Annotated in this window: 19 protein-coding genes and 2 tRNA genes; 18 read left to right on the plus strand and 3 right to left on the minus strand. The window is 43.1% G+C overall.

Features of this window, described 5'->3' with window-relative positions; translation table 11 throughout:
• The first annotated feature begins 31 nt into the window (after positions 1 to 31).
• Positions 32 to 105: transfer RNA gene (locus SPADD19_RS03755), tRNA-Arg, on the plus strand.
• Positions 106 to 124: 19 nt separating this feature from the next.
• Positions 125 to 198: transfer RNA gene (locus SPADD19_RS03760), tRNA-Pro, on the plus strand.
• Positions 199 to 297: 99 nt separating this feature from the next.
• On the opposite strand, the gene ntdP is transcribed toward SPADD19_RS03760, so the two are convergent.
• Both ntdP and recX read right to left on the minus strand, forming a co-directional pair.
• Positions 298 to 831, minus strand: coding sequence for a nucleoside tri-diphosphate phosphatase (gene ntdP, locus SPADD19_RS03765; protein WP_003005798.1), 534 nt, complete (start codon positions 829 to 831; stop codon positions 298 to 300).
• Between the two features lie 109 nt (positions 832 to 940).
• Positions 941 to 1,723, minus strand: coding sequence for a recombination regulator RecX (gene recX / locus SPADD19_RS03770; RefSeq protein WP_049488943.1), 783 nt, complete (start codon positions 1,721 to 1,723; stop codon positions 941 to 943).
• A 37-nt stretch (positions 1,724 to 1,760) separates the two neighbouring features.
• Here recX and rlmD point away from each other — a divergent pair, with 37 nt between their 5' ends.
• The 9 genes from rlmD (at position 1,761) to SPADD19_RS03815 (ending at position 10,131) form a co-directional block, all read left to right on the plus strand.
• Positions 1,761 to 3,113 carry a 23S rRNA (uracil(1939)-C(5))-methyltransferase RlmD gene (gene rlmD / locus SPADD19_RS03775; protein ID WP_061455272.1) on the plus strand — a complete coding sequence of 451 codons (1,353 nt, stop codon included), beginning with the start codon at positions 1,761 to 1,763 and terminating at the stop codon, positions 3,111 to 3,113.
• 10 nt (positions 3,114 to 3,123) lie between these two features.
• Positions 3,124 to 3,567, plus strand: coding sequence for a cytidine deaminase family protein (locus SPADD19_RS03780; protein WP_061455273.1), 444 nt, complete (start codon positions 3,124 to 3,126; stop codon positions 3,565 to 3,567).
• 13 nt (positions 3,568 to 3,580) lie between these two features.
• Entirely contained in the window at positions 3,581 to 3,814 is a 234-nt protein-coding gene (locus SPADD19_RS03785) for a DUF1858 domain-containing protein (RefSeq protein WP_013903177.1), read from the plus strand.
• Complete coding sequence (locus SPADD19_RS03790; protein WP_061455274.1) at positions 3,814 to 5,160, plus strand: DUF438 domain-containing protein; 1,347 nt, start codon at positions 3,814 to 3,816, stop codon at positions 5,158 to 5,160. The genes SPADD19_RS03785 and SPADD19_RS03790 overlap by 1 nt, the downstream gene beginning before the upstream one ends.
• Before the next feature lie 2 nt (positions 5,161 to 5,162).
• Positions 5,163 to 5,417, plus strand: coding sequence for a DUF1912 family protein (locus tag SPADD19_RS03795; RefSeq protein WP_013903179.1), 255 nt, complete (start codon positions 5,163 to 5,165; stop codon positions 5,415 to 5,417).
• 180 nt (positions 5,418 to 5,597) lie between these two features.
• Positions 5,598 to 5,945 (plus strand): helix-hairpin-helix domain-containing protein, encoded by a 348-nt coding sequence (locus tag SPADD19_RS03800; RefSeq protein WP_061455275.1) that lies wholly within the window; start codon positions 5,598 to 5,600, stop codon positions 5,943 to 5,945.
• 372 nt (positions 5,946 to 6,317) lie between these two features.
• Positions 6,318 to 6,896: a flavin reductase family protein gene (locus SPADD19_RS03805; RefSeq protein WP_003014318.1), complete on the plus strand. Its 579-nt coding sequence runs from the start codon at positions 6,318 to 6,320 to the stop codon at positions 6,894 to 6,896.
• Positions 6,883 to 7,452, plus strand: coding sequence for a GNAT family N-acetyltransferase (locus tag SPADD19_RS03810; RefSeq protein ID WP_061455276.1), 570 nt, complete (start codon positions 6,883 to 6,885; stop codon positions 7,450 to 7,452). Before SPADD19_RS03805 ends, SPADD19_RS03810 begins: the two co-directional genes overlap by 14 nt.
• A gap of 27 nt (positions 7,453 to 7,479) precedes the next feature.
• The gene (locus tag SPADD19_RS03815; RefSeq protein ID WP_049474398.1) at positions 7,480 to 10,131 is read left to right on the plus strand and encodes a valine--tRNA ligase; all 2,652 of its coding nucleotides are present in this window, start codon (positions 7,480 to 7,482) and stop codon (positions 10,129 to 10,131) included.
• 71 nt (positions 10,132 to 10,202) lie between these two features.
• Here the strand turns inward: SPADD19_RS03815 and SPADD19_RS03820 are convergent, their stop codons facing one another.
• Positions 10,203 to 10,817 carry a TVP38/TMEM64 family protein gene (locus SPADD19_RS03820; RefSeq protein ID WP_024054803.1) on the minus strand — a complete coding sequence of 205 codons (615 nt, stop codon included), beginning with the start codon at positions 10,815 to 10,817 and terminating at the stop codon, positions 10,203 to 10,205.
• A 182-nt stretch (positions 10,818 to 10,999) separates the two neighbouring features.
• Between SPADD19_RS03820 and SPADD19_RS03825 the strand changes: the two genes are divergently transcribed.
• The 7 genes from SPADD19_RS03825 to rsfS form a co-directional block, all read left to right on the plus strand.
• Entirely contained in the window at positions 11,000 to 11,527 is a 528-nt protein-coding gene (locus SPADD19_RS03825) for a YqeG family HAD IIIA-type phosphatase (protein ID WP_118095844.1), read from the plus strand.
• 2 nt (positions 11,528 to 11,529) lie between these two features.
• On the plus strand, positions 11,530 to 12,636 hold the full coding sequence (yqeH, locus tag SPADD19_RS03830; protein WP_061455277.1) for a ribosome biogenesis GTPase YqeH: 1,107 nt from the start codon (positions 11,530 to 11,532) through the stop codon (positions 12,634 to 12,636).
• A gap of 222 nt (positions 12,637 to 12,858) precedes the next feature.
• The gene (yhbY, locus tag SPADD19_RS03835) at positions 12,859 to 13,170 is read left to right on the plus strand and encodes a ribosome assembly RNA-binding protein YhbY (protein WP_003005853.1); all 312 of its coding nucleotides are present in this window, start codon (positions 12,859 to 12,861) and stop codon (positions 13,168 to 13,170) included.
• Between the two features lie 21 nt (positions 13,171 to 13,191).
• On the plus strand, positions 13,192 to 13,824 hold the full coding sequence (locus SPADD19_RS03840; RefSeq protein WP_061455278.1) for a nicotinate-nucleotide adenylyltransferase: 633 nt from the start codon (positions 13,192 to 13,194) through the stop codon (positions 13,822 to 13,824).
• Positions 13,821 to 14,417, plus strand: a complete 597-nt coding sequence (yqeK, locus tag SPADD19_RS03845) for a bis(5'-nucleosyl)-tetraphosphatase (symmetrical) YqeK (RefSeq protein ID WP_061455279.1) — start codon at positions 13,821 to 13,823, stop codon at positions 14,415 to 14,417. The genes SPADD19_RS03840 and yqeK overlap by 4 nt, the downstream gene beginning before the upstream one ends.
• Positions 14,418 to 14,918, plus strand: a complete 501-nt coding sequence (locus SPADD19_RS03850; RefSeq protein WP_049472981.1) for a cysteine hydrolase family protein — start codon at positions 14,418 to 14,420, stop codon at positions 14,916 to 14,918.
• Positions 14,919 to 14,932: 14 nt separating this feature from the next.
• On the plus strand, positions 14,933 to 15,263 hold a 331-nt coding region (rsfS, locus tag SPADD19_RS03855), incomplete at its 3' end, for a ribosome silencing factor (RefSeq protein ID WP_061455280.1).

A 15,263-nucleotide genomic window follows, 5' to 3' on the forward strand; every position in this document is an offset into this window, starting at 1 on the left:
GTGAGACTATGTAAGAATAGAATAAGGAAGAGCACCCTTAGCTCAACTGGATAGAGTACCTGACTACGAATCAGGCGGTTAGAGGTTCGACTCCTCTAGGGTGCATAAGGCGAAAGCTTTAGATCGGGAAGTAGCTCAGCTTGGTAGAGTACTTGGTTTGGGACCAAGGTGTCGCAGGTTCGAATCCTGTCTTCCCGATAGTGTATTGAAAAAGTCTAATGATTGTCATTAGGCTTTTTTTTGTAGGTGATTATCTTATTGCATTACAAGAAAAAAGAGCTTTCGCTCTTTCCAACTTTATTTATTTCGCAGTTCAACATAACGGTTATACCAAATTTTGATATATTCCTCAGAAAAGGGACCTTTGTTTTGGTTTATCCAATCTACTAGAACCTTAACATTTTCCTTTAAAATAAAATCGATGTCATCTGAATAGTGCATTTTTTCTTTATGCTGCTCGTATTCTTCAACATCTAACAATTTTTTTTCACCATTGGTAAAGACCTTGACATCGAGATCATAATCAATATATTTTAAGGCTTCTTGGTCAATGTGAAAAGGACTTGCTAGGTTACAGTAGTAAGACACACCATTGTCACGGATCATGGCGATGATGTTAAACCAATATTTTTTATGGAAATAAACGATCGCTGGTTCACGTGTGATCCAACGTCTACCATCACTTTCAGTCACAAGTGTATGATCATTTACTCCAATAATTGCATTTTCGGTTATCTTTAATACCATGGTGTCACGCCATGTACGGTGTAAACTGCCATCATGTTTATAACTTTGAATTGTAATAAAGTCGCCTTCTTTAGGTAGTTTCATAACTTACCAACTTTCTACAATCTAAGTATATCCTCTATATTGTATCATATTTTTTCAAATTTTTTCTTATTTTTCTATTATATTTCCAAATTGATTGTTTAAGATAGAATTATTCACCTAAGAAGTCCCTGATGGCTGATTTTATATCAGAATAGTCGTAGCCTTTTCTGGCTAGTGCTTGAGTCAAGCGTTGTTTGAGGTCATAGCTTTCATATTTTTTACTGTATTTACGGTATTGCTTTTCTAACTCTTTTAGAATGAGCTCATGTGTTGTTTCTTCATCTGTTTCGAGTTCGAGATTTTGTAAAGCTATTTGAGCTTGGTTGTACGCAAAGCCTTTTGAAATGAGTGCTTGGATGATTTTCGTTTCAATGGCTTTTAACGGATATTTTCCTTGGTATTTTTTTAGGAGTTTTATTGCGGTACGGTCGATCACTTCTGAAAAATCATAGTCTGCAAGAATTTCTTGAAGGATAGATTTTGAGATCCCTTTTTGTTGAATTTTTTGTTGTAATAAGAGAGGGCCCTTATCGCCACTGAGAAGGTTAGCCTCTATCAGGTTTCTTGCATACTGACGATCATCTAACCACTTGTCTTCTTTTAGGTGGTGGACCACTTTATCAATAATGCCACTTTCAATCTCATATTTTGTCAGGTAGTCTCGGACTTCTGTTGTTGTCCGAGCTTTAAAAGAAAGATGGTAAAGGGCCAGGTTTTTACCATAGGAGTATTGAGCAAACTCTTGGATTTCTTTTAGTTCCTCTTCACTGATTTCCTTATCTTTGGAAAGGAAATATTTGACGATGGTGTCTTCTGTAATATAAAGTTTTTGATCATTGTCTAATTCCAGGAGGTAGAGTCTTTTTTTCTTTTCTAGTTTTGTAATTTTCATGTTTTTATTATACCGAAAAATGTGTTAAGATAGGGATATGAACGTTAAAGTAAAACAAAAAATTCCTTTGAAAATTAAACGAATGGGAATTAACGGAGAAGGGATTGGCTTTTATAAAAAAACACTTGTCTTTGTGCCAGGCGCTTTGAAGGGAGAAGATATCTTCTGTCAAATTACAAGTGTCAAGAAAAATTTTGCGGAAGCCAAACTCCTATCTGTGAATAAGGCGTCTAAGTTTCGGGTGACGCCCATGTGTGATATCTATGAGACCTGTGGTGGTTGCCAAATCATGCATTTGAAGTATGACAAGCAGCTGGAATTTAAGACAGATTTATTGCAACAGGCCTTGAAGAGGTTTTCACCTGAAGGATTTGAACAGTATGATATTCGGCCGACAATTGGAATGCAGGAGCCTCTTTACTATCGGGCAAAATTGCAATTTCAAACAAGGAAATTCAAGGGCCAGGTGAAGGCAGGACTCTATGCTCAAAATTCACATTATTTAGTTGAATTAAAAGATTGTTTGGTTCAAGATCCGGTCATTCAAGCTATCGCCAATGATCTAGCGGATTTATTGACCTATTATCAGATTCCGATTGCTGATGAGCGTAAAGAACTGGGTGTTAGAACCATGATGGTTCGACGGGCTCGGAAGTCTGGTCAGGTTCAGATCATTGTGGTCACCAGTCGTCAGATTAACGTAAAGAATTTGGTGCAAGACTTGGTCACGAAACACCCTGAGATTGTCACAGTTGCCGTTAATAAAAATACGTCTCGTTCCAGTGAGATCTATGGGGAACAAACGCAGATTATTTGGGGAGAAGAGGCCATTTTGGAAGGTGTTTTGGATTACGAATTCTCCCTTTCTCCTCGAGCCTTTTACCAGTTGAATCCGGAACAAACCGAAGTATTGTATAGTGAGGCGGTTAAGGCTCTAGATGTTTCTTCAGAGGATCACTTGATAGATGCTTATTGTGGGGTTGGAACGATTGGGTTTGCTTTTGCTAATAGAGTGAAAAGTGTTCGGGGGATGGATATTATTCCTGAAGCGATTGAAGATGCCAAATACAATGCTAAACGGATGGGATTTGAGAATACCCACTATGAGGCTGGTACAGCAGAAGAGATCATTCCTCGCTGGTACCAAGAAGGCTATCGGGCTAATGCTGTGATCGTGGATCCACCTCGTACGGGCTTGGGTACAAAATTAATCGAGACCTTGTTGCACTATGCACCTGAAAAGATGGTCTATGTCTCTTGTAATGTCTCTACTTTGGCACGGGATCTAGTGGCTTTGACGAAGGTTTATCAGGTTGAATACATTCAATCAGTGGACATGTTCCCCCATACTGCAAGGACAGAAGCAGTTGTGAAATTAGTGAAGAAGTGAAAGAAGAAGAATGAATATTTGGGAAAAACTTTATCATGAGGCGAAAGCTCTCTATGCGCCTCAAGAGGTTTCAGATTTTGTCTACGCTCGACATGTGGTTGCAGCTATTGAGGCTGCAGATGGTCAGATTTTTACGGGCTTTTGTATGGAAGGAACCTGTGGCGTCTTTCATTTATGTGCCGAACGAGCAGCACTCTTCAACATGTATCAACAATCAGGACAGACCAAGGTCAAGCGCATTATTGCTTTTCGAGACAAGCCTCCTTATGGAGAAGGTTCAGGGATGCCTTGTGGGGCCTGTCGTGAATTTCTCCTTGAGCTAAATGCAGAGAATCGTCATCTAGAATTCATGGTGGATTATGAAAGTCGTAAGACCATTACTTTAGGTGAATTGATGCCTCTTTGGTGGGGCGAAGAACGGGTTCGTCAGAGAGAGAATAAAGGGAATGAGTAGAGGAAATAAATAAATGGACAATATAATTGATGTATCGATTCCAGTTGCTCAAGTCATTGATCAACATCCGGAAGTATTGGACTTGTTGGTGGAGTTGGGCTTTAAACCCTTAGCCAATCCGATCATGCGCAATACAGTTGGGCGCAAGGTTTCTTTGAAACAAGGATCAAAATTAGAAGGTACTCCTATGGAGAAGATTGTGCGAACACTAGAGGCTAATGGCTATGAAGTAGTGGGGCTAGACTAATGAGTGATGAACGAATTCACGTTTTAAGAGATATCTTATTAGAGCTTCATCATGGAGCTTCCCCTGAATCAGTTCAGGAACGGTTTGATGCGACCTTTGCAGGGGTTTCTGCGATTGAGATCTCTCTTATGGAGCATGAACTGATGAATTCAGATGCAGGGGTTACTTTTGAAGATGTTATGGAGCTTTGTGATGTCCATGCCAATCTCTTTAAGAATGCTGTTCAAGGGGTCGAAGTAGCAGATACTGACCACCCGGGCCATCCTGTTCAAATCTTTAAACAGGAGAATCTAGCCCTTCGTGCGGCTATGATGCGGGTACGTCGTTTGCTAGACAATTATGAGACAACCGAGGATCCTGAGATGATTCAGGAGATTCATAAGGGCTTGTTACGTCAGCTGGGCTTGGTGGGTCAATTTGACCGGCATTACCGACGCAAGGAAGAGTTGATGTTTCCGATTATGGAAAAATATGGGCATGATTCCCCACCAAAAGTGATGTGGGGAGTAGATGACCAGATTCGGGACCTCTTTGCGAAAGTTTTGGACACTGCCAAGGAACTGCCGGATTCTGGCATCTTAGAAGTCAAAGAGCTCTTTGAAGCCTTTGCGCAAGAGTTTGAGGCCATGATCTTCAAGGAAGAGTCGATCCTCTTGATGATTTTGCTGGAGGCCTTTACTCAGGATGACTGGCTCTCCATTGCAGAAGAAAGTGATGCTTATGGTTATGCCATTATTCTTCCAAGTGAGAAATGGGTGCCGAAACGCGTTGACTTCAAGGAGGAAGCGTCGAAAGAGTCAGAAGGTTCAACTGAACCATTTCCTTCTTCAAAAGGAGATGAGCACCGTCAGGTCATTGAGACTCCTGAGGGGCAGTTGACGATTACCTTCACACCTAAGAAAAAAGAAGAGAGCTTCGATCGCAAGCAACCACAGGCTTTTGGCCATGGATTTTTATCGGTGGAGCAAGCGAATTTAATCTTGAACCAGTTACCAATGGAGATCACCTTTGTCAATAAGGAGGATATTTTCCAATATTACAATGATGCTGCGCCTTTTGAAGAAATGATTTTTAAGAGGACGCCATCGCAGGTAGGACGCAATGTTGAGCTGTGTCACCCACCGAAATATTTGGAGAAGGTCAAAGCAATTATGCAAGGGCTGCGTGAAGGGAAAAAAGACAAGTACGAAATGTGGTTCAAATCAGAATCGCGTGGGAAATTTGTCCATGTCACCTATGCAGCAGTGCGTGATGAAGCTGGAGACTTTCAAGGTGTCTTGGAATATGTTCAGGACATTCAACCATATCGGGAGATCGATACGGATTTTTATAGAGGAATGGAGTAAAGATGAGTTACGAAACAGAGTTTATGAAGGAGTTTGAGGAGTGGATCAAGACTCAAGTCATGATCAATGAAATGGCTCTTGAAGAAAGTAAGAAGGTTTTTGATGAAGACCAGGATGAGCGAGCTAAAATTGCTATGATTCGCTATGAAAGCCGTTTGGATGCGTATCAGTTTTTGCAAGGGAAGTTTGAAAATTTCCATGCTGGAAAAGGATTTCATGATTTACCAGATGGCCTCTTTGGTGAAAGAAAATACTAGAAGGTGATTATTGAAGGCGTTTTACTAGCTAGATTTACCTGAAAATCGAGCAATGACTTGATTTTTTAGGGGATTGTGTTACAATAAAAAAGTTGAAATGACATCAACGGATTATTGAATGGAATAATGGTGATGAAACCTTGTTGCCTTAGGAATTGATCACTGAATTTAGGAGGAAAAATGGCAAAGAAGAACGTAAACCGTGCGAAACAATACAAACATCAAAATAGACATCTTTTGAAAAAAGCTGTCGCAACTGTAACTGCAGCTGTGAAAGAAGCACCTAAAAAGGTTGAGAAAGCTACAAAAGCAGTGGCGAAAGAAGTGAAACAAGTGGCTTCTTCAGTGGAAGAATTTGCTGCAAGTTTGGAAGGTGTGGCACTTGATCGTGCGCAAACATTCTATGATGAAGGTATTCGCTCTGTTGCGGACTTCGCAAACTGGACAGAAAAAGAGTTGTTGGCCCTTAAAGGAATCGGCCCAGCTACGATCAAGAAATTGCAAGAACTAGGCGTTAAATTTAAATAATCGCTTTTGTGATTTCTTGCTATTTCAAGGAAAACTTGCTAAAATGAACCTATTAGAGGTGTTTTGAATCCCACATTTTACAGAAAGTGGCGGTGCTGAGAAGTCCACAAATGTGTCAAAACTGGTTGCTAATGGATGAAATTAAAAAATGAAATATAAATCTTTTTGTTTCCTTTTAGGACTAGGCGGCGAGTTGCAGGCTGTACTGAAGTACGCCAAGACGAGCTAACGACGTCATAAAAGTGAAACAAGAAGATTAAAGATGCGGGCTTTGCCCGAATTTGGGTGGTACCGCGGATCAACACATTCGTCCCTGTCAGATTAATGACAGGGACGATTTTTCTTTTACACCCCTAGCCAAAGGAGGTTGTCATGAAACAATCTTTTAACACCAGTAAACTCTACTATGGTTTTCCTATCTTCATCTTGGGGTATCAGGACCAGAACTTTGAGCACAATATCACAACCTGTAGTTCCTCTTATAGTCTGGGAGATTGGCTGGTCATCGGTGTTGGTGCTGAGGAAAATGCGGCAGACCAGATTAAGCATTATCAACAGTTCACTGTGAACATCCCTGATGAAAACTTTATGCTGGAGATGGAGCAGGCTGGCTTTATCAGCCATCGGGAGAAGTTGGATCACTTAGGGCTGGACTATGAGATTTCTGAACGGACCCAGGCTCCGATTTTGGAGGCCTGTCCAGTCGTATTGGATTGCCAGGTAGATCGGATTATAGAGGAAGATGGCATTTGCCATATCTTTGCAAAGATTCTTGAGCGACTGGCTGATCCAGAGCTCTTAGATGATAAGGGGCATTTTAAAAATGACCGTTTTGCACCGACCTACTTTATGGGGGACGGCCATCAGCGCGTTTATCGTTATCTGGACGATCGAGTCGACCCCATGGGAAGCTTTATGAAGAAAGCGAGGAAGAAGAATGACAAGAGCTGAACTGCCAGATAAAATCGAAACGGAGCGTCTGGTCTTACGAGTCCGAACAGTGGCGGATGTAGAGGATATTTATGCCTACGCTAGTCTCCCAGAAGTTTCTTACCCATCAGGCTTTCCACCCGTTAAGACCTTGGAAGATGAGATTTATTATCTAGAGCATATCCTTCCTGAGCGTAATCAAAAAGACAATCTTCCAGCAGGCTATGGAATCGTGGTCAAAGGGACCGATACAATCATCGGCTCTGTTGACTTCAACCATCGCCACGAAGACGATGTGCTGGAGATTGGCTATACCTTGCACCCAGACTATTGGGGCCGGGGTTATGTACCCGAAGCAGCGCGTACCTTGATTGACCTGGCTTTTAAAGAACTAGGGCTTCATAAGGTAGAATTGTCTTGCTTTAGCTACAATGTCCAAAGTCAACGAGTTGCTGAGAAGCTTGGTTTCACCCTTGAAGCACGCATAAGAGACCGTAAAGATGCCCAAGGCAATCGCTGTGATGATTTGAGATACGGCTTGCTGAAGAGTGAGTGGGAAACTCAAAATAAACATTAAAAAGAAATAACTAGAAAGGACGCACACATGTCTAAAGAACTTTCACCTAAATACAATCCAGCCGAGGTTGAGGCTGGTCGTTACCAAAAATGGCTTGACGAAGATGTTTTCAAGCCTTCTGGCGATAAAAAGGCTAAGCCTTATTCAATCGTTATTCCACCACCAAACGTAACTGGTAAACTTCACCTTGGTCACGCTTGGGATACAACTTTGCAAGATATCATCATCCGTCAAAAACGGATGCAAGGTTTCGATACGCTTTGGCTTCCAGGTATGGACCACGCAGGTATTGCTACTCAAGCTAAAGTAGAAGCGCGTTTGGCTGAGGACGGCATCTCTCGTTATGACCTTGGTCGTGAAAAATTCCTTGATAAAGTTTGGGAATGGAAAGACGAGTATGCCACTACTATCAAGCAACAATGGGGCAAGATGGGGCTTTCTGTAGACTACTCTCGTGAGCGTTTTACCCTTGATGAAGGGTTGTCAAAAGCCGTTCGTAAGGTCTTTGTAGAGCTTTACAAGAAGGGCTGGATCTACCGTGGTGAATTTATCATCAACTGGGATCCAAAAGCCCGTACAGCCCTTTCTGATATCGAGGTTATTCACAAGGATGTCGAAGGTGCCTTCTACCACATGAACTACATGTTGGAAGACGGTTCACGTGCCCTTGAAGTAGCAACAACTCGTCCTGAGACTATGTTTGGGGATACTGCCGTAGCGGTTAACCCAAATGATGACCGTTATAAAGACTTGATTGGTAAAAATGTTATCTTGCCAATCTTGAACAAGCCAATCCCAATCGTTGGTGACGAACACGCAGACCCTGAATTCGGTACCGGTGTGGTGAAGATCACACCTGCCCACGACCCTAATGACTTCTTGGTTGGTCAACGTCATAATCTTCCGCAAGTCAACGTTATGAACGATGATGGTACCATGAATGAATTGGCTGGCGAATTCAACGGTATGGACCGCTTTGAAGCACGTAAGGCTGTTGTTAAGAAATTGGAAGAAATCGGTGCCCTTGTTAAGATTGAGAAGATGACCCATTCAGTTGGTCACTCAGAGCGTACAGGGGTTATGGTTGAGCCACGCTTGTCTACGCAATGGTTCGTCAAGATGGATCAATTGGCTAAGAATGCCATTGCCAACCAAGACACAGATGATAAGGTAGAATTCTACCCACCTCGTTTCAACGATACCTTCCTTCAATGGATGGAAAATGTCCACGACTGGGTAATCTCTCGTCAGCTCTGGTGGGGTCATCAAATCCCTGCATGGTACAATGCTGAGGGTGAAATGTACGTTGGCGAAGAAGCGCCAGAAGGTGACGGATGGAAGCAAGACGAAGATGTCTTGGATACTTGGTTTAGTTCAGCTCTTTGGCCATTCTCAACTATGGGCTGGCCTGATGTCGAGTCAGAAGACTTCAAACGTTACTTCCCAACTTCAACCTTGGTAACAGGTTACGACATCATCTTCTTCTGGGTGTCTCGTATGATTTTCCAATCATTGGAATTCACTGGCCGTCAGCCATTCCAAAACGTCCTGATTCACGGTCTCATTCGTGACGAGCAAGGACGCAAGATGTCTAAGTCACTCGGTAACGGGATTGACCCAATGGATGTTATCGAGAAATACGGTGCCGATGCCCTTCGTTGGTTCCTTTCAAACGGTTCTGCACCAGGGCAAGACGTGCGTTTCTCTTACGAGAAAATGGATGCGTCATGGAACTTCATTAACAAGATTTGGAACATCTCACGTTACATCCTCATGAACAATGAAGGTTTGACCTTGGAGGTGGCGCGTGAAAATGTGGCTAAAGTCGCTGCTGGTCAATCAGGTAACGTGACAGACCGTTGGATTCTCCACAACCTCAACGAAACTATTGGAAAAGTCACTGAAAACTTTGATAAGTTTGAATTCGGTGTGGCTGGTCACATCCTCTACAACTTCATCTGGGATGAGTTTGCGGACTGGTATGTTGAGTTGACTAAGGAAGTGCTATACAGCGATAACGAAGACGAAAAAGTTATCACACGCTCTGTTCTTCTTTACACTTTGGACCAAATCTTGCGTCTCCTTCACCCAATTATGCCATTCGTAACTGAAGAAATCTACGGCCAAATCTCTGAAGGAACAATCGTGACGGCGGAATACCCAGTGGTTCGTCCAGAGTTTGAAAACGAGGAAGCAGCAGCTGGTGTAGAAGCTCTTAAAGATGTGATTCGCTCCGTTCGTAACTCACGTGCAGAAGTGAACGTAGCGCCAAGTAAGCCAATCACTATCTTGATCAAGACAAGCGACAGCAAGCTCGATGCCTTCTTCAATGATAATGTCAACTACATCAAACGCTTCACAAACCCAGAACACCTGGAAATTGCAGCAGATGTCGAAGTACCTGACTTGGTTATGTCAAGCATCATCACAGGTGCAGAAATCTACTTGCCACTGGCTGACCTTCTCAATGTTGAAGAAGAATTGGCCCGTCTTGAAAAAGAATTAGCCAAATGGCAAAAAGAACTGGATATGGTTGGTAAGAAACTCTCTAACGAACGCTTCGTAGCCAATGCCAAACCAGAAGTCGTCCAAAAAGAACGCGACAAACAAGCCGACTACCAAGCGAAGTACGATGCGACCGTCGCACGTATTGATGAGATGAAGAAACTTGTGAAATAAACACAGAAACACGGCGGTATGCCGTGTTTTTTTGTATGATTCTGTAAGAGAAAAAGTTTAAGTAACTATTTTTAGGCCATTTTCCAGAAATAATCGATGATATAGGTTAGGCCGTAGGTGTAGATAACCAGGGTGATGGGTTTGCAGAGGATGATGATGGTCATGTAGCGTTTGAAGGTCATATTGGTCAGACCTGCAAGCATACAGATGAAGTCGGCAGGACTAATTGGCCAAATCATCATGAAAATAAAGAAGCGATCGAACCGCTTGCCTTCATTGAGCCAGCCAATGTACTTGTCGTAGGTTTTCTGACTGACCATGGATTGGACGAACTTAGGACCGTACATTCTCGCAAGGTGGAAAATAATGGCACAGCCAATCACGATGCCGATGTAATTGTAGATAGTCCCGATAATATGACCGTAGATGAAAACACCTGCTACAGATGTCAGGGCGCCTGGAATAATAGGGACCACTGTCTGAAGGATCTGAAGAAAGATAAAGAGAGGTGGACCAAAGATGCCTGCTTGGAGAATAAAAGCTGACAAGGTTTCTTTGGATTGAAGGATGCCAGAAAAGTAGGCCCAGATGCAGAATGCAAGGGTTGCGAAGGCCCCAATGATGGATGACCAATTGATGATTTTTTGGAGAAGAGGAGAGACCTCTTTTAAGCTTGTTTGTTTCATAAAAAATTCCGAGTTCTTTTTCTTCTACTATACCATGTTTTTGGAACTTTGTAAGGATTTTGTCTATTTTTTGAGTAGTGAAAGCGACCTGATTGGAGTCTGTCGCTGTTTTAGTCGTGAAGCGGGTGCAAAATGGGCCTTTTTATGCTACAATGAAAGGAGTATAAAAAATGGAGAAAAACGTGTCAATCGAAAATTACAAACCAGATTTTGCGGTGGAAGCAGCCTATGATCTCACCGTTACAGACTTGAAAAAACAGGGTATCAAGGCGGTCCTTGTGGATTTGGATAATACCTTGATTGCTTGGAATAATCCGGATGGGACTCCTGAAATGCGCCAGTGGTTGCATGACCTTCGTGATGGAGGGATTCGGGTTATCGTGGTGTCTAATAATAGTCCCAAACGGGTCAAGCGCGCTGTTGAGAAATTTGATATTGACTATGAAGCCTGGTCGCTCAAGCCCTTTACTTTTGGGATTGATCGTGCCCTCAAACGTTTCCACTATGAGAAAAATGAAGTGGTCATGGTCGGAGATCAACTGATGACCGATATCCGGGCTGCCCATCGTGCAGGCATTCGTTCGATTTTGGTCAAGCCTTTGGTTGAGCATGACTCCATCAAGACGCAGATCAACCGGGCGCGTGAACGCCGTGTCATGAAGCAAATGGCCGAAAAATATGGTCCAATTGTATATAAAAAAGGAATTTAAGAATGGAAGAATTATTCTGTATTGGCTGTGGAGCCCCCATTCAGACAGAAAACAAAGAGGGGCTAGGCTATACTCCCCAATCAGCTCTTGAAAAGGGTTTGGAAACAGGCGAAGTTTATTGCCAACGCTGTTTCCGTCTGCGTCACTACAATGAAATAACAGATGTGCATCTGACGGATGATGATTTCCTAAAACTCCTTCACGAGGTAGGAGATAGTGATGCTCTCGTGGTCAATGTAGTGGATATTTTTGATTTTAATGGATCTGTTATCCCAGGCTTACCACGCTTTGTAGCAGGAAATGATGTTCTCTTGGTCGGAAACAAAAAAGACATCTTGCCCAAGTCTGTCAAGGATAGCAAGGTGACCCATTGGTTGATGGAGCGGGCCCACGAAGAAGGCATGCGTCCTGTCGATGTGGTCCTCACCTCTGCTCAAAACAAGAGTGCGATCAAGGACTTAATGGAAAAGATTGAGCAGTACCGCAAGGGCCGTGATGTCTATGTGGTGGGTGTGACCAACGTTGGGAAATCGACCCTCATCAATGCAATCATCCAAGAAATCACTGGAGACAAGGATATCATCACGACCTCTCGCTTCCCAGGGACGACACTGGACAAGATCGAAATCCCACTGGACGATGGATCCTACATCTATGATACACCAGGGATTATCCATCGCCACCAGATGGCTCATTACTTGACAGCAAAAAATCTCAAGTATGTCAGCCCTAAAAAGGAAATCAAGCCTAAGACTTATCAGCTCAATCCAGAGCAAACCCTCTTTTTGGGTGGTCTAGGACGCTTTGACTTTATTAAGGGGGAAAAGCAAGGTTTCACTGCTTTCTTTGACAACGAACTCAAGCTTCACCGAACCAAGCTAGAGGGCGCGACCGCCTTTTATAACAAGCATGTCGGTGGCTTAGTAACTCCACCTAACAGCAAGGAAAAAGAAGAATTCCCGCCCTTGGTTTCTCATGAGTTTACCATCAAGGACAAGACAGACCTCGTTATCTCAGGTCTTGGCTGGATCCGCGTCAATGGAGAAGCCAAAGTAGCCGTATGGGCACCAGAAGGCGTCGCCGTCGTTACCCGCAAAGCTATTATTTAAAAATTTGTAATAGAATGAATTGAAGAGCGCACGAAGTGAGCTCATAAAGAGATCGTTATTGCTGTGGTGTAGTTGTCAATCGTGAGATTGGCAAGGGCAAAATGGAGACCAAGGCTCCATTTTGAGGTGAGGAAATCCATTTTTCAAAGATGAGATCTTTGAAAAATTAGTTCCGGCCGTCCCCACCACTGAAAATAACGATCAAAAAAAGGAAGTAAGAATATGACATTAACATCTAAACAACGGGCTTTCCTCAACAGCCAAGCCCACAGCCTCAAACCCATTATCCAAATTGGGAAAAATGGGCTCAATGACCAAATCAAAACCAGTGTGCGCCAAGCGCTTGATGCGCGCGAATTGATCAAGGTGACTCTTCTTCAAAATACGGATGAGAATATCCATGAAGTCGCAGAAATCTTGGAAGAAGAAATCGGTGTGGAAACGGTCCAAAAGATTGGTCGGATTCTCATCTTATTTAAACAATCGAGCAAAAAAGAAAATCGTAAAATTTCAGCGAAGGTAAAAGAAATTTAAGACATCGAGGAGAGCAAACCTATGGCAATTGAACTATTGACTCCCTTTACCAAGGTAGAGTTAGAGCCAGAGATCAAAGACAAGAAACGCAAACAAGTTGGTATTTTGGGAGGAAATTTCAATCCGGTCCACAATGCCCATTTGGTCGTTGCGGATCAAGTGCGCCAACAATTAGGGTTAGATAAGGTGCTCTTGATGCCTGAGTATGAGCCACCGCATGTCGATGCCAAGGGGACGATTGCAGAGTACCATCGCCTTAAGATGCTGGAATTAGCCATTGAAGGCATTGAAGGTCTGGAAATCGAGACGATTGAACTCGAGCGGAAAGGGATTTCCTATACCTACGACACCATGCTCTTGCTCAATGAACGGGATCCAGACACAGATTATTACTTCATTATTGGTGCAGATATGGTAGATTATTTACCAAAATGGCACCGCATCGATGAATTGGTGGAGATTGTGCAATTTGTTGGGGTCCAGCGACCACGATATAAGGCAGGGACTTCTTATCCGGTGATCTGGGTGGATGTTCCTCTAATGGACATCTCCTCTAGTATGGTGCGTGATTTTGTGGCCAAAGGCCGGACGCCGAATTTTATGTTGCCAAAACCAGTCTTGGACTATATCAAGAAAGAAGGATTGTATCAATGACCTATGAAAACTATCTAGGCTTTTCTCGTGAGGTCTTGCTTGAAAAAATGTGCCAAATCCTGCCAGAAAAGCGGCTAACTCACTGTTTAGGGGTTGAGAAGGCTGCGCGTGACTTGGCCAAACGCTATGGGGCTGACGAAGAGCAGGCTGGCCTAGCAGGTTTGTTACATGACTACGCCAAGAAATTATCAGATCAGGAATTTCTGGACTTGATCGATCGCTATGAGCTGGATCCAGCATTAAAAAACTGGGGCAACAATGTCTGGCATGGGATGGTCGGGATTTATAAGATCCAAGAAGACCTCGGACTGACAGATCCAGCCATTCTTCGCAGTATTGAGATTCACACCGTGGGGAGTGGACAGATGTCAACCTTAGACAAGATTGTCTATGTGGCAGATTACATTGAGCACAACCGGGCCTTCCCGGGAGTGGATCAAGCACGTGATATCGCCCAAGTCTCCTTGGATCGTGCCGTGGCCTATGAGACGGCTCGCACAGTCGAACACCTGGCCCACCAAGGATTGCCGATTTATCCCCAAACCCTTGAAACCTATAACGCCTTTGTGAAGTATTTGAAAGAGGAGCAGTGAGTGAAAACAGCTTTTATCATTATTGATGTACAAAATATCTTAGTGGAAACAGGTTTTGAGACCGAAAAGCTTCTGGAGAAGATTGCTTATTTACAAGAACAGGCTAGAAAACAGCAGGTTGAAATCATCTACATGCAGCATATTGAAACGCCAGAGGCTTTAACTTCGGAAGATTGGCAATTATCGCCCCTGCTGAAGAGGCAGGCAGATGAGAAGGTATTTCAGAAGCGATACAATAGCATATTTAAAGAGACAGGATTAAAAGAATACTTGGATCAACAAGGGATTGAACAACTGGTCCTGTGTGGTATGCAGACAGAATATTGTGTCGATACATCCGTCAAAGTGGGGTTTGAATACGGTTATAAGTTGGTTATTCCAGAAGGGGCTGTCACAACCTTTGATGGAGAGGATATTCCGGCAGAAACGCTTAATGAATTTTATGAAAATATTTGGGCAGAACGTTTTGCGGATGTCTTAGATTACCAATCAATTTTTTAAGGAAAGAGGATTACATGAAAGAAAAAGAACTACTTGAACTAGTTGTCAAAGCAGCAGATGAAAAGCGTGCGGAAGACATTGTGGCTTTGGATGTTCAAAGCTTGACCAGCGTGACAGACTACTTTGTCATCGCAAGTTCTATGAACAGCCGCCAATTGGAGGCTATCGCTGAAAATATTCGCGAGAAGGTCGTTGAAGCTGGTGGCAATGCCAGCCACGTCGAAGGTGATTCAGCTGGAGGTTGGGTCCTTCTTGACTTAGGTAGTGTGGTGGTCCATGTCTTCTCAGAAGAAATGCGTGCCCACTATAACCTAGAAAAGCTATGGCACGAAGCAAGTGCTGTCG

It is taken from the genome of Streptococcus parasanguinis (assembly GCF_001578955.1).
GTDB lineage: Bacteria > Bacillota > Bacilli > Lactobacillales > Streptococcaceae > Streptococcus > Streptococcus parasanguinis_U.

What these genes read in the sequence shown, in the direction of transcription:
- ntdP (WP_003005798.1), bottom strand. Translation starts at nt 831, where the DNA reads ATGAAACTACCTAAAGAAGGCGACTTTATTACAATTCAAAGTTATAAA.
- recX (WP_049488943.1), bottom strand. Translation starts at nt 1,723, where the DNA reads ATGAAAATTACAAAACTAGAAAAGAAAAAAAGACTCTACCTCCTGGAA.
- rlmD (WP_061455272.1), top strand. Translation starts at nt 1,761, where the DNA reads ATGAACGTTAAAGTAAAACAAAAAATTCCTTTGAAAATTAAACGAATG.
- SPADD19_RS03780 (WP_061455273.1), top strand. Translation starts at nt 3,124, where the DNA reads ATGAATATTTGGGAAAAACTTTATCATGAGGCGAAAGCTCTCTATGCG.
- SPADD19_RS03785 (WP_013903177.1), top strand. Translation starts at nt 3,581, where the DNA reads ATGGACAATATAATTGATGTATCGATTCCAGTTGCTCAAGTCATTGAT.
- SPADD19_RS03790 (WP_061455274.1), top strand. Translation starts at nt 3,814, where the DNA reads ATGAGTGATGAACGAATTCACGTTTTAAGAGATATCTTATTAGAGCTT.
- SPADD19_RS03795 (WP_013903179.1), top strand. Translation starts at nt 5,163, where the DNA reads ATGAGTTACGAAACAGAGTTTATGAAGGAGTTTGAGGAGTGGATCAAG.
- SPADD19_RS03800 (WP_061455275.1), top strand. Translation starts at nt 5,598, where the DNA reads ATGGCAAAGAAGAACGTAAACCGTGCGAAACAATACAAACATCAAAAT.
- SPADD19_RS03805 (WP_003014318.1), top strand. Translation starts at nt 6,318, where the DNA reads ATGAAACAATCTTTTAACACCAGTAAACTCTACTATGGTTTTCCTATC.
- SPADD19_RS03810 (WP_061455276.1), top strand. Translation starts at nt 6,883, where the DNA reads ATGACAAGAGCTGAACTGCCAGATAAAATCGAAACGGAGCGTCTGGTC.
- SPADD19_RS03815 (WP_049474398.1), top strand. Translation starts at nt 7,480, where the DNA reads ATGTCTAAAGAACTTTCACCTAAATACAATCCAGCCGAGGTTGAGGCT.
- SPADD19_RS03820 (WP_024054803.1), bottom strand. Translation starts at nt 10,817, where the DNA reads ATGAAACAAACAAGCTTAAAAGAGGTCTCTCCTCTTCTCCAAAAAATC.
- yqeH (WP_061455277.1), top strand. Translation starts at nt 11,530, where the DNA reads ATGGAAGAATTATTCTGTATTGGCTGTGGAGCCCCCATTCAGACAGAA.
- yhbY (WP_003005853.1), top strand. Translation starts at nt 12,859, where the DNA reads ATGACATTAACATCTAAACAACGGGCTTTCCTCAACAGCCAAGCCCAC.
- SPADD19_RS03840 (WP_061455278.1), top strand. Translation starts at nt 13,192, where the DNA reads ATGGCAATTGAACTATTGACTCCCTTTACCAAGGTAGAGTTAGAGCCA.
- yqeK (WP_061455279.1), top strand. Translation starts at nt 13,821, where the DNA reads ATGACCTATGAAAACTATCTAGGCTTTTCTCGTGAGGTCTTGCTTGAA.